General features: G+C 36.0%; 25 protein-coding genes. 6 read left to right on the top strand and 19 right to left on the bottom strand.

The window, feature by feature from the left end; all coding sequences use genetic code 11:
- Positions 1-23: 23 nt before the first annotated feature.
- A complete protein-coding gene (locus tag ACMAWV_RS10445) occupies positions 24-2,690 on the top strand; it encodes a valine--tRNA ligase (protein ID WP_412470407.1) in 2,667 nt (888 codons plus the stop codon).
- Positions 2,691-2,718: 28 nt separating this feature from the next.
- On the opposite strand, the gene ACMAWV_RS10440 is transcribed toward ACMAWV_RS10445, so the two are convergent.
- The 4 genes from ACMAWV_RS10440 to ACMAWV_RS10425 are packed head-to-tail and all read right to left on the bottom strand — an operon-like array spanning position 2,719 to position 5,371.
- The gene (locus ACMAWV_RS10440) at positions 2,719-3,255 is read right to left on the bottom strand and encodes a GNAT family N-acetyltransferase (RefSeq protein ID WP_103217598.1); all 537 of its coding nucleotides are present in this window, start codon (positions 3,253-3,255) and stop codon (positions 2,719-2,721) included.
- A gap of 52 nt (positions 3,256-3,307) precedes the next feature.
- Positions 3,308-4,240, bottom strand: a complete 933-nt coding sequence (locus ACMAWV_RS10435; protein ID WP_412463463.1) for a hypothetical protein — start codon at positions 4,238-4,240, stop codon at positions 3,308-3,310.
- Complete coding sequence (locus ACMAWV_RS10430; RefSeq protein WP_103217596.1) at positions 4,215-4,955, bottom strand: EI24 domain-containing protein; 741 nt, start codon at positions 4,953-4,955, stop codon at positions 4,215-4,217. The genes ACMAWV_RS10435 and ACMAWV_RS10430 overlap by 26 nt, the downstream gene beginning before the upstream one ends.
- An 11-nt stretch (positions 4,956-4,966) precedes the next feature.
- On the bottom strand, positions 4,967-5,371 hold the full coding sequence (locus ACMAWV_RS10425) for a DUF309 domain-containing protein (protein WP_103217595.1): 405 nt from the start codon (positions 5,369-5,371) through the stop codon (positions 4,967-4,969).
- 126 nt (positions 5,372-5,497) lie between these two features.
- Here ACMAWV_RS10425 and hisC point away from each other — a divergent pair, with 126 nt between their 5' ends.
- The 5 genes from hisC (at position 5,498) to ACMAWV_RS10400 (ending at position 10,163) form a co-directional block, all read left to right on the top strand.
- Positions 5,498-6,631, top strand: coding sequence for a histidinol-phosphate transaminase (gene hisC / locus ACMAWV_RS10420; RefSeq protein ID WP_103217594.1), 1,134 nt, complete (start codon positions 5,498-5,500; stop codon positions 6,629-6,631).
- Positions 6,628-7,632, top strand: a complete 1,005-nt coding sequence (locus ACMAWV_RS10415) for a fumarylacetoacetate hydrolase family protein (protein ID WP_103217593.1) — start codon at positions 6,628-6,630, stop codon at positions 7,630-7,632. Before hisC ends, ACMAWV_RS10415 begins: the two co-directional genes overlap by 4 nt.
- Positions 7,632-8,738, top strand: a complete 1,107-nt coding sequence (locus ACMAWV_RS10410; RefSeq protein WP_412470408.1) for a homogentisate 1,2-dioxygenase — start codon at positions 7,632-7,634, stop codon at positions 8,736-8,738. The genes ACMAWV_RS10415 and ACMAWV_RS10410 overlap by 1 nt, the downstream gene beginning before the upstream one ends.
- Positions 8,739-8,740: 2 nt before the next feature.
- On the top strand, positions 8,741-9,370 hold the full coding sequence (locus ACMAWV_RS10405; RefSeq protein ID WP_103217592.1) for a flavin reductase family protein: 630 nt from the start codon (positions 8,741-8,743) through the stop codon (positions 9,368-9,370).
- Positions 9,371-9,503: 133 nt separating this feature from the next.
- The gene (locus ACMAWV_RS10400) at positions 9,504-10,163 is read left to right on the top strand and encodes a hypothetical protein (RefSeq protein WP_412470409.1); all 660 of its coding nucleotides are present in this window, start codon (positions 9,504-9,506) and stop codon (positions 10,161-10,163) included.
- A 31-nt stretch (positions 10,164-10,194) separates the two neighbouring features.
- Here the strand turns inward: ACMAWV_RS10400 and ACMAWV_RS10395 are convergent, their stop codons facing one another.
- The 15 genes from ACMAWV_RS10395 to ACMAWV_RS10325 all read right to left on the bottom strand — a co-directional run bounded on the left by ACMAWV_RS10395 (position 10,195) and on the right by ACMAWV_RS10325 (position 24,957).
- Positions 10,195-10,941 (bottom strand): hypothetical protein, encoded by a 747-nt coding sequence (locus ACMAWV_RS10395; RefSeq protein ID WP_412470410.1) that lies wholly within the window; start codon positions 10,939-10,941, stop codon positions 10,195-10,197.
- A gap of 94 nt (positions 10,942-11,035) precedes the next feature.
- Positions 11,036-12,316, bottom strand: coding sequence for a trigger factor (gene tig, locus ACMAWV_RS10390; RefSeq protein ID WP_103217589.1), 1,281 nt, complete (start codon positions 12,314-12,316; stop codon positions 11,036-11,038).
- Between the two features lie 103 nt (positions 12,317-12,419).
- On the bottom strand, positions 12,420-13,184 hold the full coding sequence (truA, locus tag ACMAWV_RS10385; protein ID WP_412470411.1) for a tRNA pseudouridine(38-40) synthase TruA: 765 nt from the start codon (positions 13,182-13,184) through the stop codon (positions 12,420-12,422).
- The gene (locus ACMAWV_RS10380; RefSeq protein ID WP_412463465.1) at positions 13,171-14,145 is read right to left on the bottom strand and encodes a hypothetical protein; all 975 of its coding nucleotides are present in this window, start codon (positions 14,143-14,145) and stop codon (positions 13,171-13,173) included. Before ACMAWV_RS10380 ends, truA begins: the two co-directional genes overlap by 14 nt.
- Positions 14,126-14,887 (bottom strand): CDP-diacylglycerol--serine O-phosphatidyltransferase, encoded by a 762-nt coding sequence (gene pssA / locus ACMAWV_RS10375; RefSeq protein WP_103217586.1) that lies wholly within the window; start codon positions 14,885-14,887, stop codon positions 14,126-14,128. Before pssA ends, ACMAWV_RS10380 begins: the two co-directional genes overlap by 20 nt.
- A gap of 11 nt (positions 14,888-14,898) precedes the next feature.
- The gene (locus tag ACMAWV_RS10370; protein ID WP_412463466.1) at positions 14,899-15,345 is read right to left on the bottom strand and encodes a hypothetical protein; all 447 of its coding nucleotides are present in this window, start codon (positions 15,343-15,345) and stop codon (positions 14,899-14,901) included.
- 177 nt (positions 15,346-15,522) lie between these two features.
- Complete coding sequence (locus tag ACMAWV_RS10365; RefSeq protein WP_412463467.1) at positions 15,523-16,119, bottom strand: hypothetical protein; 597 nt, start codon at positions 16,117-16,119, stop codon at positions 15,523-15,525.
- Positions 16,119-17,669, bottom strand: coding sequence for an RIP metalloprotease RseP (rseP, locus tag ACMAWV_RS10360; protein WP_103217583.1), 1,551 nt, complete (start codon positions 17,667-17,669; stop codon positions 16,119-16,121). The genes ACMAWV_RS10365 and rseP overlap by 1 nt, the downstream gene beginning before the upstream one ends.
- A gap of 8 nt (positions 17,670-17,677) precedes the next feature.
- Positions 17,678-18,496 carry a phosphatidate cytidylyltransferase gene (locus tag ACMAWV_RS10355; protein ID WP_103217582.1) on the bottom strand — a complete coding sequence of 273 codons (819 nt, stop codon included), beginning with the start codon at positions 18,494-18,496 and terminating at the stop codon, positions 17,678-17,680.
- A gap of 11 nt (positions 18,497-18,507) precedes the next feature.
- Entirely contained in the window at positions 18,508-19,260 is a 753-nt protein-coding gene (gene uppS / locus ACMAWV_RS10350; RefSeq protein WP_103217989.1) for a polyprenyl diphosphate synthase, read from the bottom strand.
- A gap of 18 nt (positions 19,261-19,278) precedes the next feature.
- Complete coding sequence (gene frr, locus ACMAWV_RS10345) at positions 19,279-19,836, bottom strand: ribosome recycling factor (protein WP_103217581.1); 558 nt, start codon at positions 19,834-19,836, stop codon at positions 19,279-19,281.
- A 17-nt stretch (positions 19,837-19,853) separates the two neighbouring features.
- Positions 19,854-20,561: a UMP kinase gene (gene pyrH / locus ACMAWV_RS10340; RefSeq protein ID WP_021268728.1), complete on the bottom strand. Its 708-nt coding sequence runs from the start codon at positions 20,559-20,561 to the stop codon at positions 19,854-19,856.
- Between the two features lie 78 nt (positions 20,562-20,639).
- Positions 20,640-21,524, bottom strand: a complete 885-nt coding sequence (gene tsf / locus ACMAWV_RS10335; RefSeq protein WP_103217580.1) for a translation elongation factor Ts — start codon at positions 21,522-21,524, stop codon at positions 20,640-20,642.
- A gap of 26 nt (positions 21,525-21,550) precedes the next feature.
- A complete protein-coding gene (gene rpsB, locus ACMAWV_RS10330; RefSeq protein ID WP_103217579.1) occupies positions 21,551-22,330 on the bottom strand; it encodes a 30S ribosomal protein S2 in 780 nt (259 codons plus the stop codon).
- Positions 22,331-22,515: 185 nt separating this feature from the next.
- The gene (locus ACMAWV_RS10325; protein ID WP_412470412.1) at positions 22,516-24,957 is read right to left on the bottom strand and encodes a DNA translocase FtsK; all 2,442 of its coding nucleotides are present in this window, start codon (positions 24,955-24,957) and stop codon (positions 22,516-22,518) included.
- Positions 24,958-25,152: the final 195 nt, after the last annotated feature.

Below are 25,152 nucleotides of genomic sequence, written 5' to 3'. Positions count from 1 at the left end.
TAAATCGAAAAAAGGAAGAAATTGTGACAAGAAATTTCGATGAGCTACCTAAGACATATAGCTCAAATGATGTAGAGAAGAAGTGGTACCAAAAATGGGAAAATGAGAAATACTTTGCTCCTAAAGCAGGAAAGACTGGTGAGTCTTTTTGCGTCATCATGCCACCTCCAAACGTCACAGGAATTCTTCACGCAGGTCACGCTCTTGATATCACAACTCAAGACGCCCTAATTCGTTTTAAAAGAATGAAAGGTTATGAGACTCTTTTCCTTCCAGGTATGGATCACGCCGGTATTGCAACTCAATCAAAAGTTGAGGAGCTAATTTGGAATGAAGAAAAGAAAACTAAGCACGACTACTCTCGCGAAGACTTCTTAAAGAAGATCTGGGAGTGGAAAGAGCAATACGGTGGCGTTATCGCTAACCAACAAAGAGTAATGGGTGCAAGTTGTGACTGGGATTACTCAATGTTTACAATGGACCCAGAAGCGAACGAAGCCGTAAGACGCGCTTTCGTAACTCTTTATAATGAAGGTCTAATTTATCAATCAGACTATATTGTTAACTGGGACCCAAAACTTCAATCAGCTATTTCTGATGCAGAAGTTGATCACAAAGAAGTTAACGGTGCCTTCTATCACATCCTCTACTCTGTTAAAGATAGTGATATTAAATTAGAAGTTGCAACAACAAGACCTGAAACACTACTTGGAGATACGGCCGTTGCTGTTAATCCAAATGATGAAAGATTTGCTCACCTTATAGGTAAGAAAGCAATCGTTCCACTATGTAACCGTGAAGTACCAATCGTTGGTGACGAGCACGTTGATATTGAAAAAGGAACAGGTTGTCTTAAAGTTACTCCAGGGCACGACTTCAATGACTTTGAAATTGGAAAGAGACACAATCTTGAAATCATTAATATCCTAAACCTAGACGGTACTCTTAATGAGCACGGTCTTGAGTGGCAAGGACTTCCTTGTAAGAAAGCTCGTAAGGGTGTTATTGAAAAATTAAAAGAACTAGAACTATTTGTAAAAGAAGAAAAACATGTGCACCAAGTTGGTCACGGTGAAAGATCTGGTGTTGTTATTGAGCCAATGATCTCTAAGCAATGGTTCGTAAACGTTACAGATATGGCGGCAGAAGCCGTTGCAAAAGTAGAAGATGATACAACTCGTTTCTATCCGAAGGGATGGGAGAATACTTACTTCTCGTGGTTACGTGAACCAAAGAACTGGTGTGTATCTCGTCAACTTCTATGGGGACACAGAATTCCAGTATTTACTTGTACAACTTGTGAGCACCAATGGGCCGATGAAGCTCTAGAGCCAGAATCATGTCCAAAGTGTAGTGCAAAAGAATACACTCAAGACCCTGACGTTCTTGATACTTGGTTCTCATCGGGACTATGGCCAATGTCGACACTAGGTTGGCCAAATAAGGAAAGAATGGAGCAGAGAGGATTTGATAAGTTCTACCCGACTTCTGTTCTAATTACAGGTTTCGATATTATCTTCTTCTGGGTTGCTAGAATGATGATGATGGGAACTAAATTCTCTAACCAAGTTCCATTCGATAAGGTTTATATTCACGCAATCGTAAGAGATAAGCTCGGTCGTAAGATGAGTAAGTCTCTTGGTAACGGTATTGATCCTCTAGAGATGGTAGAGCAATATGGCGCAGACGCATTCCGTTTTACTCTAGCTGCTGGTTCAGGTTATAACCGTGCTATCAACCTAGACCCTGAAAGAATCGCTGGTTACAGAAACTTCATTAATAAGATTTGGAATGCTTTCCGTTTCATCTCACCATTCTTAGAGCTTGCTGAAAAAGATCTTCCTACAAATCTTGATGATCAAGAAAAATGGATTCTATCAGAGCTTAACGATACGACTAAAATTGTTAATGAGTCTCTCGATGCTTTCCGCTACGATGACGCTTGTTCTGAAGTGTACTCATTCGTATACGACAAATTCTGTTCTTGGTTTATCGAACTTTCAAAAAACACACTTAACGGTGAAGACGAAGCTGCCAAAGTTCAAAGAGCGACTGTTCTTAAATACTGTTTTAGAAAAATTACTGCTCTTCTACACCCAATTACTCCTTTCATTACAGAAGAGCTTTGGGGTTATTTAAAAGAAGATAGCGAAGATCTACTAATCTCAGCTGAATATCCTGAATACGATGCAGCTCTTAACTACCCTAGTGAACAAGTTAAGATGAATAAGTTTATTGAAGTTGTTTCAGGAATTCGCTTCCTAAGACAATCAGTCAATATCAAACCTAAAGATGAAGTTGAAGTTGCACTTTTAACTGATGATGAAGAAGCATCTTCGTACTTTGCCGACAATATGGCAGGAATGCAAGATCTTGCTCGTGCAAAAGATGTAACAATAGCAGCTAAGTCTAGTGATAATCCTAAAAAGTGCATTATGAAGGCAACGACTCACACTGATATCTTTTTAAAACTTGATGGAGTCATTGATCTTGATGCTCAAATCAAACGTCTTGAAAAAGACTTTGATAAGACTCAAAAAGAATTTGAAAAAATTGGTAAGAAACTTAATAACGAAAAATTCATGGCCAATGCACCAGAAGAAGTTGTTGTTGAGGTAAGACAAAAAGCAAGTGAGTTTGAAGAGAAGCTAAATTCACTTAAAGAACAAATCGAACAATTCAAAGCATAATAAGAAGGCCCTCGACGAGGGCCTTTTTTTATAGATCAAAGTAAAAATATTCTTCTTGGTAAATCTCTCCATTAAACTCAAATGGAGACTCCTTTAAAACCTTGCCACCATTTTTTATAAAGAAACCTTTTGAGGGATTGTTTTTAAAAGTACACAAATAGAAACAATCGTAGCCACGATTTTTAAAATCTTTTAAGACAGCATCAAATAACTTTTGCCCCATTCCTGCTTTTTGATATTTCTTTAAAATATAAAAATCATAGATTTCACCAGGGATACCATGTTCATGCTCACGAGCAGGTCCGTAATCAATAAAGCCAACAACATCTCCATCAGGAGCATGGAAAACAAATGTTCCCCCTTCTGTTGGACGACGAGGAATTTTTCTTTCCCAATTTTGTTGTATATCAGAATACTTTAATGAATAGAGATAGTCTTTAGACAGAATGCCTTTGTAATTTTCCCAAAAACAATCCACATAGATTCGGGCCAACGACTTTATATCTTCCACTTCTACTGAAACGATTTCAAAAGGTGCAAATGTAAGATCTTTTGCGGCCACCATAGATTTATTTTAGCAACAATCGAGCGGCCTCGCAAATAAGGCATTTTTACGTCTATGGAACAAGTCTAAGTGACTGATAATTAACTATATAGTCTTCTAAATCCGGAAAAGTTTTAAGCTGAATTAACTCACTGATACCATAAGAGAGTAATGTAGAACCACTAAAACATAGGCGACCAATTGTCTCCGGCATGTGCTTCCATTCAGGTATTGTAAGCTCTTCGTCTCCAACGAGTAAGGCCAATTGTCCTCGGTTACGGCTCATTTGCGCTGTTGCTAGTGATTTGGTTATAACTGCATCAAATTCATCAATGCGACGACGAAGTATATTTGGTGATTCACTAAATAAACTAATTCTTTTACTTACCTTAACCCCATCATAACCTTCCACTGATTCACTTGGAATATAACCATGAAGCTTTAAAGTTGGTAAACATTCAGCAAGAAAATTCATTCTTTCAACAAATTCAACATCATACTTATGTGGATAACAGATAAATATATTTGAAATTCTCTGATGTGTGAAAGCGTGGTCGATATTAGCATTCTTAAAGTTTCCTTCTACCGCCCTTAATGCACTCATTTTCTTTTCATCTAAATATTCACCGCTATATTCAGGTAGTGATACTTGATAAAAAAAGCTCTTTGGTCCACCTTGTAAACCAATCTTTACATTGGCCCTAAAGGCCAAGCCAAGAACAGCAGAGTACATATCATTCACATAATCAATATAGTAATCAGTATTAAAAACTTCATGTAAATTTGCTGCAAACTTATGTGCTGCAAACATTGATTCAGTTTCTTTCTTTGAAATTGAGTAAGCCCAACACCTTTCAGGTAACCAGAAGTCATCAATCTGAGTTGCATCTGTGTAAACAATTGCAACTTGATTGTCCTCGTGCTCATTAATAATGGCATTTACAACAGGAAGGATTGAAGCTATTTCTGCTTCATCTCCCTTAACCCTTAGTAGGAACTTCTTCACTTGAAGCTATCTCCTTAACTCTTAGTTCACAATAGATAACTGTGAAGAACACAACAGCTAAAGGAAGAAAGAATAAGTTTAGTAAAGGTATTGATATAAGAATCATAAAACCAACTCCACCTAGTAAATAAGGTAGAAAGCCTGACTTAATATCACCAACACATTCTGCAAAAGTTAGGTTATTTCTTGACCATGAATAATCAATAAATGAAATAGCGAGAATTAATCCCCCTAATACAAATGTGATTGGAGGAAAAAAGAAGCCTATACCAATGTTGATAATTGATAAAACGACAATAACACCAATCTTCTTTAATTCATTCATAAGAATACTTGGTAGTCGTTTCATCGTTTGCGTAAAAGTATCAGTGCTCTCTTTTTGAAGCTTATAAATCATCTCAACTCTTGAACTGAGCATATCATTAAAAGGTGAAGCAATGACTGAGACAACGATAAAGAACGTCCAGTTAATAATTACTCCTAAAAGAATAATGAGAACTCCTGAAAATACAGTGCTCACCCAACCCTGCTCAGGGTACTTTTCATTTATATATCCATGCCCCCAAGCGGAAACTTCGCTAAAGGCATAATGTCCCAAAGAGTAATAAAGGATGAAACCAATTAGAACCGGACAAAGTGCAATTAAAATAATTTTCTTATCTGCCTTTAAGATATTCATTGAACGAAAAAAGAAATATGGAAGCTTTCCAATCATTACTACTCCATTTAATTTTGAACTGGAAATTTAAAAGTTTTTAACTTTGAAAAGTCATTTAAAGTAGGCTTTTGCGGAATGGCCTTCACAATACTTTTTAAATTTTGCCAGTCTAAGTATCTATCCATTATATCCGACTCCACATGATTTTTTTCAATGAAGTCAATTTTACCTTTGGCCTTATTGACCATCCCACTTGCTCCATTAAGATTGTCATCCTCATGATGATATAGTGCAGTGGCCAGTTGAATAACAACCCAATACACATAACGCGCATTGTCTCCCATTGCATCCATCCACAGGTCTTCGACAACCTCATGACACATCCAGTAATGACCAGTATTAAATAAGTTAAGTCCCTCTTGAATAAGCTCGAGGTGTTCAGTTGTAAATTGTCCAAAGTGATAATTACTCATAATACAGTAAGTCTAATTCATCTCGGCCCTATATACATGATGCAACGACCAAAACTATTCAATCGGCCATAAAAACGATAGAATTTCTCAAATTTAATTTAACTAAAATATGAAACAGGAAGAGTGATGCATCATAAAGATCTCGTACCAGAGTACTTAAAAAAGCTACAAGTATACCAGGCCGGTAAACCAATTGATGAAGTAGTTAGAGAAAAGGGACTGACAAAAGTTTCAAAACTAGCTTCAAATGAAAACCCACTAGGGCCATCACCTTTTGCAATTCGTGAAATGACTCGTGGTCTTTGGGACCTACATCGCTATCCAGATATGCATGCTTATGCACTAAAGTCTAAGCTAGCTGAAATGTATGATCTTAAACTTGAGAATATTATCTTAGGAAATGGATCTGAAGGAATCATGGCATATATTGCTCGTGCATTTCTTAAGCCTGAAGATGAGGTCTTAACTTGTGACAACACGTTCATTGGTTTCTATATTCTAGCTCGAAGTGTTGGAGCAAAGCTTAACAAAGTTCCTCTTACTAAAGATTATCGCTTTGATGTAAAAGCTCTTGCAGATAACATTACTGAGAAGACAAAAGTTATCTATATTGCAAATCCAAATAATCCAACAGGTACATATATTACAAAAGAAGAGTTCGACTACCTTATGAAGTACGTTCCTTCTCACGTTCTTGTTATTCTAGATGAAGCATATTTTGAATTTGCCCAAGAACAAGATGATTATCCAGATTCTATGAACTATCGCTATGATAATGTTCTAACTCTTAGAACTTTTTCTAAAGCTTATGGCCTATCTGGTATTCGAGTTGGATATGGCTTTGGACATCCGGAACTTATTGGATACTTAACAAAAGTAAAACTTCCATTTGAGCCAAATCTTATCGGACAACTTGGTGCCGTTGGAGCTCTCGAAGATCGTCCACATCTTGAACGTACGCTTAGAAATAATCGAAAGCGTTATGACGAACTAATGGAATACTTAACTAATAGAGACTTCAATCCAATTAAATCTGTAACAAACTTTGTTACATTTAAAACAGGAAGTAGTGAAGCTAGTGACTTCATGTTTGAGGAACTTTTAAACGAAGGCGTTATCATTAGAAAGCTAGTTGCAAATGAAATGCCTGAATATGTACGTATTAGTATAGGAACAAAGGATGAAATGTATCACTTCTATGAAGCTTTCGATCGTATTCTTCCTGCATATAATAAAAGATTCAGAAAGGATTTAGCATGAAAATCTGCCAATATGTAAATCATGGAACTCATCGTCCAGAACCAAGACTAGGTATTTTATTAGATAATGGACTAGTTATTGATCCAAATAACGTTTGGGCATGTGACTATGAAAGAGAAGGATATTTTAACTTTTGGCAAAGAGCAAATCACACTTGCCCTCCTTCCCTTTTACAAATTCTTCAAACAAAAGATGATCCTATCGACTTTCTTGGTGAATGTTACGGACTATATTTATTCTTAGAAAAAGTTGGAGATCTAACTCTTAAAGATGGGACTCCAATTGCATTTAAGTCTGATGAAATTAATTTAAAAACACCAATAGATAAAATCCCTAACTATCGCGACTTCTATGCACATGAAAAACATGTAGCGGCTGGATTCAAAAAAAGAAACGAGGCAATTCCTGAAGCATGGTATGAAATTCCTGCATACTATAAAGGACCGACTCATGGATTTATTGGACACAACCAAGAAGTCTTATGGCCACATTACACTAACATTCTTGATTACGAATTAGAGCTAGGAATGGTCATTGCTAAAGATGGTATCAATATTCGCGAAGAAGATGCAAAAGATCACATTTTTGGATTCACAATTCTAAATGATATTTCAGCTCGTGATATTCAAAAGAAGGAAATGGCCGTACGTCTAGGCCCTGCAAAAGGAAAAGACTTCTGTTCAGTAATTGGACCAGTTATTACAACATTTGATGAGTTTGATTTTAAAGAACCAAATCTTAAAATGACTGCAACTGTAAATGGTGAAAAATGGTCAGAAGGTTTTTCTGGTGATTCTCACTATACTTGGGCACAAATGATAGCTCACGTCTCTCAAGATGAATGGGTATTATCAGGGGATCTTTTCGGTTCAGGAACAGTTGGTACTGGTTGTGGTCTAGAGATCGATCGCTGGCTAAAACCAGGTGATGAAATCACTCTTGAAGTTGAAGGTATTGGAAAGCTAACTAATAAAATAGGACCAAAAAGAGGTACTAAGTAATGGCAACGGATAATAAAATGGAAAGCTTTAAAGCAAGTGGTGTATACACAAAGCAAGCTCATGTTGATATTCCAGAAGGTTTATACGAAGAAGAACACGGACGTAATGGTTTCTTTGGTCGTGTAAGTCAACTCTATCATACTCAACCTCCAGTTAACTGGACTGATATTTCGGGTGATTTAAAACCAAAAAATCTTCCTTCACTTTTTAGTCATAAAGACCTACAAGATGATTTTCGTGCAATCCTAACAAATAATGATTGTGAACTAAGTCTTGGCCATTTAACAAAGTCACTTGATTATTTCTTAAGAAATGCCGACTTTGATGAGCTCTACTTTGTTCACGAAGGTAGCGGTACTTTTGAAACAATCTATGGTTATGTTCCATTTGTTAAAGGTGACTATATTGTCATCCCTCGTGGAACAACATATACAATTAAAATCTCTCAAGCTGCCAAGTTCTTTCAAGTTGAATCTCGATCTGAATTTGAAGAACCATCTCGTGGACTTCTAGGCCCTAACGCTCTCTATGACCAAACAGCAAAGTTCACTCCAGAAGCAGCTCTGGGCTCTGATCAAGATTGGCCGGAGTATAAAGTTAGAGTAAAAAGGCTTGGAGAGATTACAACAATCACCTATCCATTTAACCCACTTACTGCAAAAGGATGGAAGGGATCTGTCTACCCATGGAAGATTTCTATTTATGATATCTGCCCTATTATGAGTCATCGCTACCATGTTCCTCCATCGGGACACACAACGTTCGTAGCTAAGAACTTTGTTGTTTGCTCATTTGTTGAAAGACCTCTTGAGGATAAGAAACATAAAGTTTTAAAAGTTCCTTTCTATCATTCAAATATTGATTTTGACGAAGTACTTTTCTATCACCAAGGAAACTTCTTCTCTCGCGATAATATCGATGCAGGTGCTTTAACTTTCCACCCTCAAGGTGTTCACCATGGGCCACACCCAAAAGCCTTTGAAGCAGGTGAAGACAAATTATACACGGATGAGTACGCTGTCATGGTTGATACTCGCTATCCTTTAAAACCAACTAAATGGTTTGAAGAAAATGAAAACAAAGACTACTGGAAAAGCTGGATGTAATTATGGCAATTTTTGATACAACAAAACAAGACTTTAAAGATAACTACAAACTACTAATAGGATCAGTCGTTCCAAGACCGATTGCAGTTGTTTCAACTGTAAATGAAGATGGTACAAGTAATATTGCACCCTTCTCATTCTTTACTGTGGTAAGTGCAAATCCAATGATCATAGGCTTCACTCCAATGATTCGTTCAAGCGATGGGGAACAAAAAGACACTCTTAAAAATATTCTTCGTCAAAAAGAATTTGTCGTAAATTTTGTAACTCAACATAATTATGAAAAAGTAAATCTATGTTCAACTGAACTACCTCATGGTGAATCTGAATTTGATTTCGCAAAGCTGACAGAGTTAGATTCTGAAGTTGTTACACCAAAGAGAATGAAAGAATCTCCAATCCATTTTGAATGTAAACTCAGAGATACTTTAAGCTACGGTGATGTGCCAGGAACTGGAACATTTGTAACAGGTGAAGTCGTTAGAGTTCATGTTGAAGACGAACTTCTAGATCAAGGCCGTATAGACCAAGACAAGTATGCTCCAATGGGTAGAGGTGCTGGAAATGACTGGATCGTCTGTGATCACAGAGTACAAATCGAGCGCCTAATGAAGGCACAAATTCAAAAATAATTAATAATTTCAAGCCCTTAGGGGCTTGAGTATTATCTATACACCCCTAGTAAATTTTCCAAATTTGACCATTTGAGCAGCATTTTTCGTTAATATTCCTGTGATCACACTTTAAATGAGAAGAGGAATACCTATGAAACGACTACTACTTACAGCTATTTTACTGACAAGCGCTACGGCCCAAGCAGATCTATTTGATAACCTAACTGCGAATTTAAACCTATCACCATCTCAGTCAAATAACTTAAGAAATGGACTGGCGTCTATCTTAAGCGGTGGAGGGAGTGGCTCTGTAAAAGAAGCTGAAAGATATAGTTTTAACAAATGTTTTGAAATGCTAAGAGTTGCAAAACAAGAGCAAATCAAAAGTGGTAAAAAGTTTATTAAAGCTGGTTATGCTACTGGAAAATTCTATTCTAATGTTATTGAAGGTGACTATAAACAGTTCCACGATAAAAATGAAGATATTAGTAAGTTTGGTCGCACTCTTATGAGAGGAGTATCTAACTTAGATAGTATTAGATTTAACAGCACAACTTCTGAAAAAGACGCTCCTCACCTTGATTACTATTGTTCAAGCTATATGGACATTGAAAGTGTATCAAAAGTAATTGTAGGAAATAAGGAATGTCGTAAAGTAGACCTAGCTTTAAATGCAATGGATGCAAATACAAAGAAAAGATACAAGGCATCTGCATCAAATTTTTTCTGTGAAGGTGAAAATATTGTGAAGACAGATTTTACTGGTAAGAAATACGACCTAATATATGAAATGAATGAAATTCAAGAATAAAAAAAGCCGCTCTCAGCGGCTTTTTCTTTATTTAAAACGTATAACCTAAACTTAGACCATATGTGAAATCATCAGAATTTCTATCTTCATAAGAAGAGTTTAAAAATGAATAGCCTGTCTCCACTTGAACATACGCACTATCGAAATCAAATCGTATTCCAGGGAGAACTAAGATAACTTCTGGAGACTGTTGTCCATCATAAGAAACCGTCGCACCATCTTTAAGAACTCCATCAACTTTATATTCCATAAATACTGTATTTAAGTAAAATAGCATCGATGGATTCACACGGTAACCAATATTTAACGAAGCTCCTAGAGACTTGGCCTTTAGATCTGTTGTATATACCGTTGAATCAGTATTTAAAGATCCATCTTCATGATAACCAAAACCAAACTCTCCTTGCACAGACATCTTTAAACCAACTGTCTTTCTATCTCCACCAATAAATTGATATTTTACTTTTAATAGGTCAGAAGTATCAGGATAAGTTTGTAGGCCAATATCTAGTCTTGGCAAGAGTCCAACATTCCCTTTGAAGGTAAGTAATGGCTCAGGTCCACTTACAGACTCATCAGTTGTTGTTCCGCTAATTATAAAATCATAGCCTTCTGCTAGATCAACATCATAACCACTAGCGACCCCTATTGCGACATCAAATTGTCCTAGTCCACCTGTTGTCTCAGGTCCATCCATACGAGAAGTTGGAATATTGTAATCAAGTTGAGCACAACTTACTAAGGTAGATAAAACAAATAAGAAACTAAGATATTTCATAAACTCTCCTATAATAAATATGATTAATTATATTAGAATTTATAAAAATTTGAAGACGGAACTAAAAGGCCCGCTAAAAGCGGGCCCAAAGGTATTATTTAATTTTTAATTCTGAGTGAAGTTTTGCAAAAGTTTTTTCTTCACGGATAGCATACATAAGGTTTGCTTTCATACGCTCATCTCTTGTGTAGAATTCTTTTACTTGGTCAGCAGTTAGACCTGAAAGGCTTGCACTTTCTTCGATTTTTGCATCAAAGTCAGCATCTGTTGATTCAACTTCAAACTTGCTTGCAAGGTGATCAAGGATTAGACCAGACTTAACTTGGAAAAGAGCTTTTTCATCTAAGTCACCTGCCCACTTCTCAAAGTACTCACCTAGCATATCTTCAGTGAAACCTTGTTGCTTAAGGTTGTTAGCAAGGTCGTTCTTTAGGTGTTCTTTTTGTTGAGCAACCATAGTAGTTGGAACATCAAAGCTATTTTCAGAGATTAGTTTTTCAAGAATTTCTTGGTTTAACTTTTCAGCTGCTTGTCTTTCATTTTGCTTAGTTAGGTTTTCTTTTGTTTTTACTTTGAAATCTTCAACTGATTCAAATCCTAATTCTTTAGCTACTTCGTCAGTAAAATCTGGAAGTTTTCTTTCTTTAATTTCTAGAAGTTCAACGTGGAACTTAACATTTGCTTCTTTAAGCTCTTCTACGTGGTACTCAGATGGAAAAGTAACTTCTAAAGTTTTCTTTTCACCTGCTTTCATACCAACCATTTGATCTTCGAAACCTGGAATAAATTGTCCAGAACCGATCTCTAGAAGGTACTCTTCACCTTTCATATTTTCTGGTTTTTCACCATCAGCTTTTTCACCTTCGAAGTTCATAACTGCGAATAGTCCATTAGCTAGTGCTGTACCTTCAGCAGCTTCTACCATTTCTGCTCTTGGAGCTAGGTAGTTCTTACGTACTTTTTCAACATCTTCTTCAGTTACTTCAACAGCATCTTTTGTGAAAGAAAGCTTTGAGTAATCTTTAAGCTCAACAGTTGGGAAGATTTCAACTACTGCATCAAATGATACAGACTTTCCATCTTTGTAATCCATATTTTCAAAGTTAGGGTATCCAACTACTTTAAGATCTTCTTTATTAATTGCTTCAAATAATTCCTTTTGAACGAAACGATTTAGAGCATCACCTTCAACCTGTGGACGGTATAGTTTCTCAACCATAGCGATTGGCGCTTTACCTTTTCTGAAACCTTTGATTGAAACTGATTTTTGTTTCTCTTTAAGAGCAACAGTAATTTGTTCAGTTAGATCTAAGTTTTCGAATGAAAAAGATAATTTTTTTGTGCAGTCATTAACTTGTTCTACTTTATAAGTCATGAATAAATCCTCACTTCGCTATGCGACAATATTAACATTATGAATAGCCGAAATTAGCTAGAATATGGCAAAAAGTCAATGAATATAAGGGGTTTCAATTGGCCTAATACTCAACCTTAACCAAAAATAGGCCCTGTGGCGGTGCGGTCGGAGCGACCTTTTCAGTACTTGGCTCAGTCAATTGTTTCACAATAACTTCTTTTGAAATCTTGCCTTGAGCGTACGACCAAATACTTGAAACGATCAGACGAACCATCTGCTTTAGAAACCCATTACCTGTGATTTCTAAGATCAAGACATCTTCTTGTAAGCCTGGACCATAGCTCATTTGACTCTCTCGTATTGCGCAACTAGTCACTCTTCTAACTGTCGACTTTACGGGAGTACCTTTTGTGGAAAAGCCTTCGAAGTTATGCTCACCAATAAAAAGCTGGCAAGCTTCATTTAACTTATCGAGGCTCAGTTGCTTTCCTAGATAGGTCACATAGTTTTTCAAAAACGGATTTGATTCTCTTTTAAGAGAAAATACATAGCGATATGTCTTACTCTTTGAATTGAATACTGGTTGAAAATCTTCAGGGGCAAACTCGGAGTCAATAACTCTAATTTCCTCTGGTAACTGACTATTTAATGCACGCATTAAAGCTTTTGGATCAATATCAATAGCAAGAGTTATACGAGTAACTTGATAGACAGCGTGAACACCTGTATCTGTTCTTCCGCAACCTACAACTTGTAACTCATCCGATTTTGAAATTTGCTTTAAAACTCTTTCGATCTCACCTTGAATACTTTGTTGGCCAATTTGTTTTTGCCAACCAAAGTAATTAGTTCCATCGTATGAAAAAGTAACTTTATAGATACTCAAAGTTGAAACCTATCCCAAAAGACATTCCACTTACGCTAAAGTCTTCTCTTTTAAATCCTGAAATATCCATGGTTTTGGCCATGAGGCTAATGCTCATATCACTAACATCACTGAACTTTTTAAGATCCATTCCAAAGTTTGGGAAGATATTATAAATTGAAAAATCAATTGAAGCAGAAGCATTATAACCATAACCTACTTGGCGAATATCTTTATCATCATCGCCTTGCTCACGGTCATCTCTGTTTTGCCATATTGGAGCAACCACAGCTCCACCTTGTGCTGTTATTGATACTTTCTTTCCAAAATTTAATTTTGCCCCAAGGTTTAAATCAATTGGAAATAGCCATAGGTTAAACGTTGTACGAGAAAGAGAGCCGTCTCCAAACTTTCCTTTTCCAGAGTTGAATGAAACTCCAAGATTTCCTTGAAAGAAAGTAGAGACAATATTTCGTTGAAAATATTTTCTATAGTTAAATGTTAAGTAACCTGCTTGAACAGAGTCAGCCGCTGAGTCATCACTTTGGAAAGTCGACTCAAAAGTTCCCGTGCTATCAGCGTAGTCAAAAGTATCGTAGATATACGTAAAGCCAATTTGAGTATCAGCTTTCTGATACATATCTCTTAATAAGTCTTCTGTTTTATACTCAACATATGAATTCGGACTTGGGTCTATCAGAATTGAACCTTCATCAGTAGCTGTTTTTAGCCACTCTTTATCTTGCGAGTTCATTACTGCATTTTTTAGCTCTTCTTCAGTATACTGCTGAGGTGTTGAACCAAATACATTTGGAAATGAGTTCTTATCTTCTTCTTCACTTGTACCGTTATCATTTTCATAAGGAGAAGTTGATGAGTCTAACTCACCAGGTAGAGGTTGATTAAAATCAACAGAGAAACTCTTCCCACTAACAACTAATAATGTACAAATTAAGAGTTTTTTAAGACTCGCTTTCTTCATCTTTTTCTTCCCAGTCGAATAGTTCAACTTTAGTATCCTTATTAAAAATATTATACACTAAACATCCAACAACATAGGCAGTAATCAGCACAAAAATCATTAGTTGCTCGTAAATAAGGATTAATACTAGAATGAGAAGAATTAATGCAAGGACCTTGCGGCGATTTTTTCTTACGTAATCCGAGTTTTTAAACGAATTAAACGGAATATTTGAGATCATTAGTAGGGAATAGAAAATTACATATGCAGCAGCGTAATAACTTTGATACTCACCAAAGTTAAACTCCAGCGTTACCATTATAAATCCAATAATCGCAAGCGCTCCTCCTGGAATTGGAAGACCTTGGAAATAATTAGATGGAACCTTATTAATATTAGCATTAAATCTTGCAAGTCTTAGAGCACCACAAAGTAGATATAAGAATGAAATCACCATTCCCGGACGACCTAAGTTTTGAAAGAACTTAAAATAGATAATTAAAGCCGGCGCCATCCCAAAAGAGATGACATCACTAATTGAATCAAATTGTTCACCAAATTGAGACTGAGTACCAGTCAAACGTGCAACTCTCCCATCAACACTATCAAAAATTGCACCTAATAGTAGAATCATACATGCAGGATAAAACATTCCCTTCATGGCCATAATAATTGATGCGAAACCGCAGCCCATATTTAAAGCAGTAAATATATTAGGTAAGAAAAAAGTTAGTTTATGTGGTTGTCCGTCATATCTAGTCATTTGAATTCCTTTTATTCTTCTAAGTAGCGACCTACTATCGTTTCTCCACCCCTAACCTTTTCATTAACGGCCACGAGGAGTTCAGAGTTTTCAACTTGCATCTTGACGGTAGCACCAAATGGATAAAAGCCAATATCAACTTGCCTTCTTCCTAGGTCTCCCGGTAGTACAATTAACTCTGGGTCACGTTTAAAAAATGAATTTATAAAATACAATCTAATCTTTCTCTCATTAGAGTCTTCTAACGTAACTTTTGTTCCAAAGTCTTTATCTTTGAAGATCACGTTATTTACTCTCGCTGAAATTGGTAAATATATCCCATATCCACTCAATAGTCCCATTCTTATTGATAACTCTGAAACGTCATTAGAAATTTTATCAATACCAATAACCTTTCCTGTTACAGGCGCATAGATAGAGCCACGAGTTGTAACTTGGTCTTCTTTGAATGAGCTCAATTTTCTTCTAAATAAGAAAAGAAATAATCCTACAATAACAAAGAAAAATAAGAATAAATAAAAGCCGAATAATAGTAATAATAGAAATGCTACTACTATAATAAAGTTGATTGTGGACTTTGATAGATAAAATATTTTCACTTTAATAATTTATCAATATTCAACTGACATGTCATACTAAGACTTTTTAAATTCGACGTGAAGAGGTCGAAAATAGTATGGCCTCTGTCTCATTTTCTCACTTACAACTTTAGCAAAGATTGAGGCAGGATTCTTACGAAGAACTTCTCTTGTATCCCCTTCGCAGCGATCAGAAAGCTCATTTTCTCCATGAGTATATAAAAGCGACTTATCCACAATACCCGAGCAAAACGCTTCAAATTCTTCTTGTGTCAGAAGCTTTTCATTATCATTTGTACGAATATAATACTCTTTTTTAAAAGCAGGGAACATCCAATGAGTTGAATTCTCTCCAAGAATACTTGGAATATCTGAACTGTAAAAAGAGTAAACTTCAATATCATCTAACTCAAAAATTTGAGCAAGGCCTTCCCCGACCCTCATTCCAGTATAAGATCCTGGGCCAGCAATTGAGATAAGACCTTTAATATGACTTATATCAAAACCGTTCTTTGAAAGTAGAGCGTGAATATTTTCATGAAGAACCTCAGAGGTCTTCTTAGTTTCAACAACAACATCTTCTATCCAAGAGAAGTTCTCATCAAGAATTCCAAAGTGCAGAAGATGTGATGTATCTATAAATAAGTAAATCATTAGAAGAATCGCGTAAAATCGTTAAATAATGCACCAATCATTAATAGTAATAAGATCGAGAGTCCAAATTGCTGAGCAATTTCTAACTTTCTTCTTGAAAGTGGTCCACCGTTAATCGCTTCTAAAATAAGAAAAACAATATGCCCACCATCTAATACTGGAATTGGGAAAAGATTAATAACACCAAGGTTGATAGAGATCAGCGCCATCAACTGGAAAAAATAAGAGATTGAAGTATTAAAAGAATCAGAAGCAACTTTTCCAATTGTAAGTGGCCCACCAATATTCTTTAGAGAAACCTCTGCCGTGATTAGCTTTTTAAAGCCTTCAAATGTTTTAACAACTCCATCCCAAGTACGATAAAAGCTTCTTGGAATTGCCTTAAAGAAATTCATCGGTTCAGTTGTAACATACTTCCCGGCAGCATAAATACCGTTGCTGTAAACACCGATTAGCTTAACAGTCACTCCATTTTCAGTTCTAACATCAGGTGTGATATTAAATTCTTTAATCTCACCTTTTCTGATAACTTTCAGTGAAGCTTGACCTTCGTTTTCCTGAATCTCACCTCTAAGTTCATCAAATGAATTAACCTCTTTTCCATTGACCGTAGTGATAATATCGCCGGCCAAAAGACCTGCCTTATCTGCAGGAGACTTCATTTGAACACTTTTAACAACTAAGTCCATTGGGAAATAGTTATTAGTAAATAGGGCATGCTTAAGACCATTTGTTACATCTAAGTGAGTAACAGGTTTAGCATCTTTATCGAAAATTGGCTGACTAGTTTCATTATCAATAGACTTAATCGGATAAATATCTAAGTGACCACCCTCAACTGCTAATTCCTCTAGGCTGTAATCAATATTTGGCCCCTTCCCTTTTGAAACAATAAACAGATTTCCATCTGCTGATTTGACGATAGGAAGTAGTAAGAAAGGTGGATAATTAACCATCTCTTCAAAAAATTGCTCAGGTTTCATATCAACCTTCACAACTTCTTTCTTCCCAAGGCGAACAACTGTTAGTGAGCTAATATGCCCATCACTCTCCAGAACGATATCGCTAGGAGAAGTAACTAGATGCTCGTTTACTTTATTTACAATATCACCACTTCTAAAACCTAATTTATAAAAGCGAGTTTCTTTCGCTACATTTCCAATTTTAATTTCTGGAACTTTTTCACCTGTCAGGAAAAGGGCAAAGAAAATAAAGAAAGCAAGGATGAAGTTAGCAAGTGGACCACCGAATACGATCCAAAATCTTTGCCATTTCTTCTTATGAATAAAAGAGAACTTCTTTTCTTCTTCAGAGATACCATCTTTATTGAATGGGTCATCCCCAAACATCTTAACGTAACCACCAAGTGGAATTAGTGAGATTGCGTACTCTGTATCACCTTTTTTCCATCTAAATAATTTTGGACCAAAGCCAATTGAAAAAACTTCAACTCTTACTCCAAAAAGTCTGGCAAATAAGAAGTGTCCTAATTCATGAAAAAATACTAGTGGCCCTAAAAATAAAATAAATATAACTATTTTCTCTAACATACTAACCCTTATAAAATTTTATAACTCAACAATAGTGTGTAAAACGGAATGACAAAAAGAAGACTATCGATTCGATCGTAAACTCCTCCGTGTCCAGGAATTAAATTCGAGCTATCCTTTACACCTATTTGTCTTTTCAATTTAGACTGAATCAAATCCCCGACCTGACTCAAAATACCTAAAATAAAAAAGATCAGTATATATTTTACCGCAAAATCGCCTATTAAATAATACCAAACTAAAGTTCCTAATAATCCTGATGTTGCAGCACCTCCAATTAGGCCCTCAACTGTTTTATTAGGGCTTACGGCCGCCCACAATTTCGTTTTTCCAAAGTTCTTACCAAAGAACCATGCGCCCGTATCCATCCCAAAGTTAAAAACTAATAGAATAATTACAAGAGCTTGCCAGTTGCTTCGATTAAGAAGTGAATGAAGATTAAGAAATGGGATCAAAAACATCACCATACTCAAGATAGTAACTCGTTTAAGTAAATTAACAAAATTCATCGACTCCATAGGAGAAACGAACAAGTAACCAATTAGAACAAGATTTAAAAGACAGCCAATAGAAGGAATTAAAAAACCTTCAAAAACATGAGGATTGTTCATCGCCCAGAATTGGATTCCAAGTAAGAAAACAAAATTAATCAGTGTGAAAATCCCTGTAACTTTAAGGGACAGAAAGTTTTTAGCAAATTCATAAAAGCAAGCAGCACTTACAACGATAAGTAATGCTTCAATACCAATGACTCCAATAGAATATGCTAATGCGACGATACCTATCATTACAATGGCAGATAGGACTCTTTTTTGAGTATTTGTCATTTTAAATCCATTTAATTTATTAATCTAATATTCTTTCTAATCTTATTTTTAGAAGCAGCAAGCGATTCAGTCTCAGAAACTTGTCCAAAACGTCTTTCACGTTTTTCAACTTCATAAATAATATTTTCAAATTCTTTACTTGTGAAATTTGGCCACATTGTTTCTGTAAAATACAGCTCACCATATGCAATCTGCCATAATAGAAAGTTTGAGATTCTTTGATCTCCCCCAGTTCTAATCATTAGGTCGACATCACCTAACTCAGGGGCATGAAGAGCTTGAGAGATATTCTCCTCAGTCACTTCAATATCTTCAGCAATTAGCTTATTTACCGCACTTATAATTTCTGCACGTCCACCATAGCCAAAAGCAAAAGTTAATTTTAATCCTGTATTATCTTTCGACTCTTCTTTTAGTCGATTAATAATTTCAATTGTATCTTTAGGAAGTTTTGAAATATCACCAATAATATTAAATTTAATATTATTTTTTAAAACTCTCGTTCTTTCTTTAATAAGGAACTTCTTTAAAAGAAGAAAAAGAGTTCTAATTTCAGAAGGTGGGCGGCCCCAATTCTCAGTAGAGAATGCATAAAGTGTTAGGGCCTTAATCCCCATGTCGTCAGCTTTTTCTACGACATCACTAACAACAGAACTTCCACGCACATGTCCCCATACACGACGATGGGCGCGGTTCTGTGCCCAGCGCCCATTGCCATCCATTATAATTGCAACATGTTTTAATTTAGAAGTTTGAAAGTTCATCATTAATTCAAATAAAGATTAAAGAGTAAGAAGCTCTTTCTCTTTAGCAGCAATGATTTCATCAACTTGTTTAGTATACTTATCAGTTACAGTCTGAATTTCAGTTTGAAATTTCTTAGAATCATCTTCAGAAATTTCTTTTGCTTTTTCAGCTTTTTTCACAAGTTCATTTCCATCACGACGTACGTTACGAATTGCAATCTTACTATCTTCACCAATTTTTTTAATTTCTTTTACCTGCTCTTTTCTTGTTTGCTCAGTTAGTGCAGGGAAAGCAATTCTAATTAGATTACCATCGTTTGATGGGTTTAGACCTAAGTTAGCATTGATAATTGATTTTTCAATTTCACTGATAAGTGTTTTATCAAATGGTTGAATCTGAAGAAGTCTTGCTTCTGGAGTTGAAATTTGTCCAACTTGATTAACAGGAGTTGGAGAACCATAGTAATCAACAGTTATACCATCTAAAACAGAAGCTGATGCACGACCAGTTCTGATTTTTGTTAATTGATGCTTTAAAGAATCAATTGATTTTGACATACCAGTTTCTAATGATGATTTAATTTCATTAATCATAATATACCTCTTATAAATTATTTAATAACTTTAGTTCCAATGCTTTCACCAGCTACGGCCTTAGCAATATTACCTTTTTCAAACATATTAAATACCACAATTTCCATCTCATTATCCATACAAAGTGAGATAGCTGCAGAATCCATTACTTTAATTCCTTTATTTAATACGTCGATATATTTTAATTGATCAAACTTAACTGCGTCATCATATTTCATTGGATCTTTATCATAGATTCCGTCAACTTTTGTTGCTTTAAAAATTACCTGTGCGTCAATTTCATTTGCTCTTAAAGCTGCCGCTGTATCTGTTGTGAAGTAAGGATTACCAGTACCTGCTGCAAAGATAACAACACGTTTCTTCTCAAGGTGTCTCTCTGCGCGACGTCTGATATAAGGTTCACAAACTTCTTGCATATTAATAGCCGACATTACTCTCGTAAATACACCTTTTTGCTCAAGAGAATCCTGCATAGCAAGCGCATTTATGACAGTCGCCAACATACCCATATGATCTGAAGAAGTACGGTCCATACCTCTTGTAGCACCTGCTACACCACGGTGAATATTACCACCACCAACAACGATCGCAACTTCAACACCCATTGCGACTAGCTCTTTAACCTCTTCTGAAATTTGGTTAAGAACATCGTGAGTTACACCATAACCAGCTTCACCAGCTAAGGCCTCACCAGAAAGTTTTAATAAAATTCTTTTATATTTCATAAATCCCCAATAACACTACACTGTAATTGCAAAAAAAAAGGGCTTAAAAAAGCCCTTTCTCGTATTTAGTAATTAATTTTACTGTTGAGTCATCTTAGCAACTTCTTCCGCTAAGTTGTCTTCTTTCTTCTCAATCCCTTCTCCAAGATTGATTTTGTGGAAAGCAGTTACAGTAATGTCACCACCAACTTTACCAGCTACATCAGCAACAAGCTTCTTGATAGTAAAGTCTGGGTTCTTGATGAAAACTTGCTCAAGAAGACATACTTCTTTTGCTAGCTTACCAAGTTTACCTTTAACGATCTGATCGATCATGTTTTCAGGTTTACCTTCTTCTTTAAGTTGAGCACGGTAAACTTCTTCTTCACGCTTTTTGTAATCTTCATCGATATCATCAGCAGTTAAGAAAGAAGGTGCAGCAGCTGCAACGTGCATTGCGATATCTTTTGCAAGTTCCGCAACTTCTGGAGCATCAGCTTTATCAGTAGCTAGATCAACTAGAACACCGATTTTTCCACCGTGGTTATACGATCCAAGAACACCTGTAGTTTCAACTGCAGCAAATCTTCTTAGGTCGATTTTCTCACCACATTTCATAGTAAGTTCAGTTGATTCAGAGTTCTTAGCTTCTTTAAGTTCTTCAATAGAAGCTGGCTTATTTGAAAGAGTCCATGCAGCAACTGTATTAGCGAAACCTTGGAAATCATCACCTTTAGCAACAAAGTCAGTTTCACAGTTAACTTCAAGAATAACACCTGCGTTCCCTTCTACTAGAGATACTACAGTACCTTCAGCAGCAACACGGCTTGCTTTCTTAGCAGCAGTTGCAAGACCTTTAGTTCTTAGGAAATCGATTGCCGCTTCCACATCACCGTTAGTCTCTGATAGAGCTTTTTTACAGTCCATCATTCCTGCACCAGTTTTTTCTCTTAATTCCTTAACAGCACTTGCCGTAATAGCCATTTTTTACCTCGCTAATTATTTATTAATTATTCTTCTTCACCAGCTAAATCGATGTCGTTCTCATACTTAGAAAGAATTTCTTCTTCTAGTGCCTTATCAGTAACTTGGTTACCAGCAGACTTAGATTTACCTGCATTTGATGCAATTGCACCTGCAAAGTAATCAGAGAATAGAGTGATCGATTTGATTGCATCGTCGTTACCTGGAACAACGTAGTCAACACCTTCTGGATCACAGTTAGTATCAACGATTGCAACAACAGGAATACCTAGCTTGTTAGCTTCTTTTACAGCAATTCTTTCATTGTTTGGATCAACAACAACAAGAGCACCTGGAAGCTTTCTCATATCCTTGATACCACCAAGGTTTTTCTCTAGCTTTTCAACTTCTTTACCAACTTTGATTCTTTCTTTCTTAGTTAGTAACTCGAAGTCACCTGTTTCTTTCATCTTTTCAACTTTTCTTAGTTTATCGATTGAAAGGTTGATTGTTTTGTAGTTTGTAAGCATCCCACCTAGCCATCTGTTAGTTACGTAGTATGCACCACAAGATGCAGCAGCATTCTTAACAGTTTCTGAAGCTTGTCTTTTTGTAGCTACGAAAAGAATTGGCTTACCTTCAGAAGAAGTTTTCTTAAGGAAGTCATAAGCTTTTTTTGCTAATGGAATTGTTTTAGCAAGGTCAACAATGTAGATACCGTTTCTCTCACCAAATACATATGGCTTCATTTTTGGGTTCCACTTGTGAGTCTGGTGACCAAAGTGTGCACCTGCTTTTAAAAGATCATTAATGTTTAATTCTGACATACGAACTCCTAAGTTGGTTAATTACACTAACTCGAACCGAACGGACCAACCTTCGAGCAGTAGTTTATTTCGCGATATTGCGATGGTGCATTTTTAACACGATGACACTATGGATTCAATATTTTTTTGTAATATTTTTAGAGGAATTATTGGCCCTAACTTACCGAAAGAAAGGGCCTTTTGAATTATAGAGTTGGTGAACTTCCATCAACAAGAACGCGACGCGGCTTAGCACCCTGAGCAGGTCCTACTACCCCTCGCTTTTCAAGTTCTTCAATAAGATTTGCTGCTCTATTGTAACCAATTCTCAATCTTCTTTGCAGCATAGAAGCTGACGCCGAGCGAGATTCCATTACGACTTTAACAGCTTCATCATAAAGAGAATCACCTGAACTTGATGAAGATGCAGGTGTGATATGTGAACCATAAGAGTATTCATCTGTTTCAACTTCACCACCATTCTCAAGAAATTCCATTGCTTTTTCATCGAATCCTGATTCAAGCGCTTCAAGTTTTTGAGTTAAGGCTTCGATTTCTACTTCATCTACATATGAAGAGTGAACACGCTGAGTATTAATACCGTGTTTGTAAAGCATATCCCCTTTCCCAAGAAGTCTCTCAGCCCCAATTTTATCAAGAATAGTACTTGAGTCAGTTCTTGAAGATACTCTAAAGGCAACACGAGTTGGGAAGTTAGACTTGATAACACCAGTAATAACATCAACAGAAGGTCTTTGAGTTGCTAGAACTAAGTGAATTCCTGCGGCACGTGCTTTAGCTGCAATACGTGCGATATTATTTTCAATTTCTTTACCGGCCTTAGTAAGTACCAGGTCAGCAAACTCGTCTACAATAATAACGATATATGGTAATTCGTAATCTTCGGCCGTTGTATCTTCATAGTGATGGTGAATCTTAGCAAGCATTTCTGGAGTTGCTCTCTTGAGTTTTTCATTGAATCCAGAAATATTTCTAACACCAAATTCAGCAAGAATTCCGTAACGACGATCCATTTCCTGACATGCCCATAAAAGCGCAATTGAAGCAGTTTTTGCATCAGTTACAACAGGCATTAATAAGTGTGGAAGTTTAGCATACAGGGCCATTTCAAGTTGTTTAGGGTCAATAAGAATTAATTTCATCTTCTTAGGAGACTTCTTAACAAGAAGTGATACAAGAAGTGAATTAATAAATACCGACTTACCTGCACCTGTAGCACCTGCTACAAGCATGTGTGGACAAGTAGCTAAATCGATAACAAAAGATTCACCAAAAGCATTCTTCCCCATCGCAATAGGCAGAGAATATTTAGCATTTTGGAACTCTTTAGAACTTAAAACTTCATCTAAATATATGATATCACGAGGATTTCTTGGGACTTCAACACCGACAGTATCTTTCCCCATCATTGCAGGAACAACACGAATAGGTGCTCCATAGAGTGCTAAGGATAAATCATCAGCTAGTCCTGCAATCTTAGAAACCTTAACACCGGCCCCTGGTCTAAATTCAAAAGTATCAACAACAGGACCTTTTAAAACGTTAACAATTTCACCCTCAATCTTAAACTCAGTAAGCTTAGATTCAAGAAGTGTAATAATTTGCTCAAAATATGCCTTATCAGGCTCATTCGAAACCTTCTCAATCGTAGCCTCTGTAGCAGTATCAACAATATTAAAATATTGGTTATCACTAGAAGTATCTGCCATACGATTAAGCGGAGCAGTTACAAGAACCTTCTTAACTTGCGGCTCTCTAGGAGTATTACTATCAACATCCTCACTAGGATCTTCTTCTTCAACATCAGGAGCTGTACGAACGACTGTATTTGATTCATCAAATGAAGGTCTCATAATTTGTGGCTTAATTACTGCTTCTTCAATATCCTCATCATCTTGTTCAATATTGTCAGTTTTATCTTCAACAACAGTCTTAGACTTTAAGATATTTTGTGGTTTAATTTTATTGAGAGAAGCAAATAAAGATCCCTCTTTCTTAGTCTCATCCTTATCTTTATTATCGTCTTTTAGAATGCTATCCATTCTTTTTCGTAGACTATTATCATGCTCAATTTGCGCAACAGGTTTCTTCTTCTCAAATGGAGCAATGAGAGATTGTTTGGCCTGAACCACTTTCTTAGGAGCGGCCTTAGTAAAATTAAATACTTTAATGATACTCTCTTTAAATCCACCTCTAAAAGTACCCAAAAGAAATAATCCAAAAGCGACACCGCTATAAATACCTAACCAAAGCGAAGTAAATGAATTTTTGAAAATATACTGTAGTCCAATTCCAAGAGCATCTTGAAATAGAAAAAATGAAATACTTCCAGCAAAGAAAAGTAATGGGAAAAAATTGAGGATATCCACCATATACTCTCTTCTGTCATATATAAATGTATGGCATAGAGCAAAAACGAAGAAAGGAATCAAAATCCAAGGCCCACTAAAGTAAGAGCCAAACTTAACCAATGAGAAAAAATAATAGCTAAGAATATTTCCTGAATTATTAGATGTAATCGTAAAGTAGTTATCCGGTAGATCATTTCCAAAGTAAAAAGAAACAAATGAAAATAATGTTAAGATAAACAGGGTAACTAGTTGAGTTTTAAGGATATTTTTCTTCATATTACTATTGTATATGAAATGATAGTAAAGGCAAAAGAAAAGGCCGAAAAGCCTTATTTAAGCATGAATTAGTGAATTAAGAATTTTATGGCCACAAATAAAAAAAGCCAGATCCTAAGATCTGGCTTTTTATATAGAAGGTGCATCTTCCTAGTCTCACACCAAGTGACCCTGGCACTACCTTCGGCGCAAGCG

Origin of the sequence: Halobacteriovorax sp. RT-1-1 (assembly GCF_047085455.1) — a bacterium.
GTDB lineage: Bacteria > Bdellovibrionota > Bacteriovoracia > Bacteriovoracales > Bacteriovoracaceae > Halobacteriovorax_A.
This window is presented reverse-complemented; position numbering and strand designations above follow the sequence as displayed.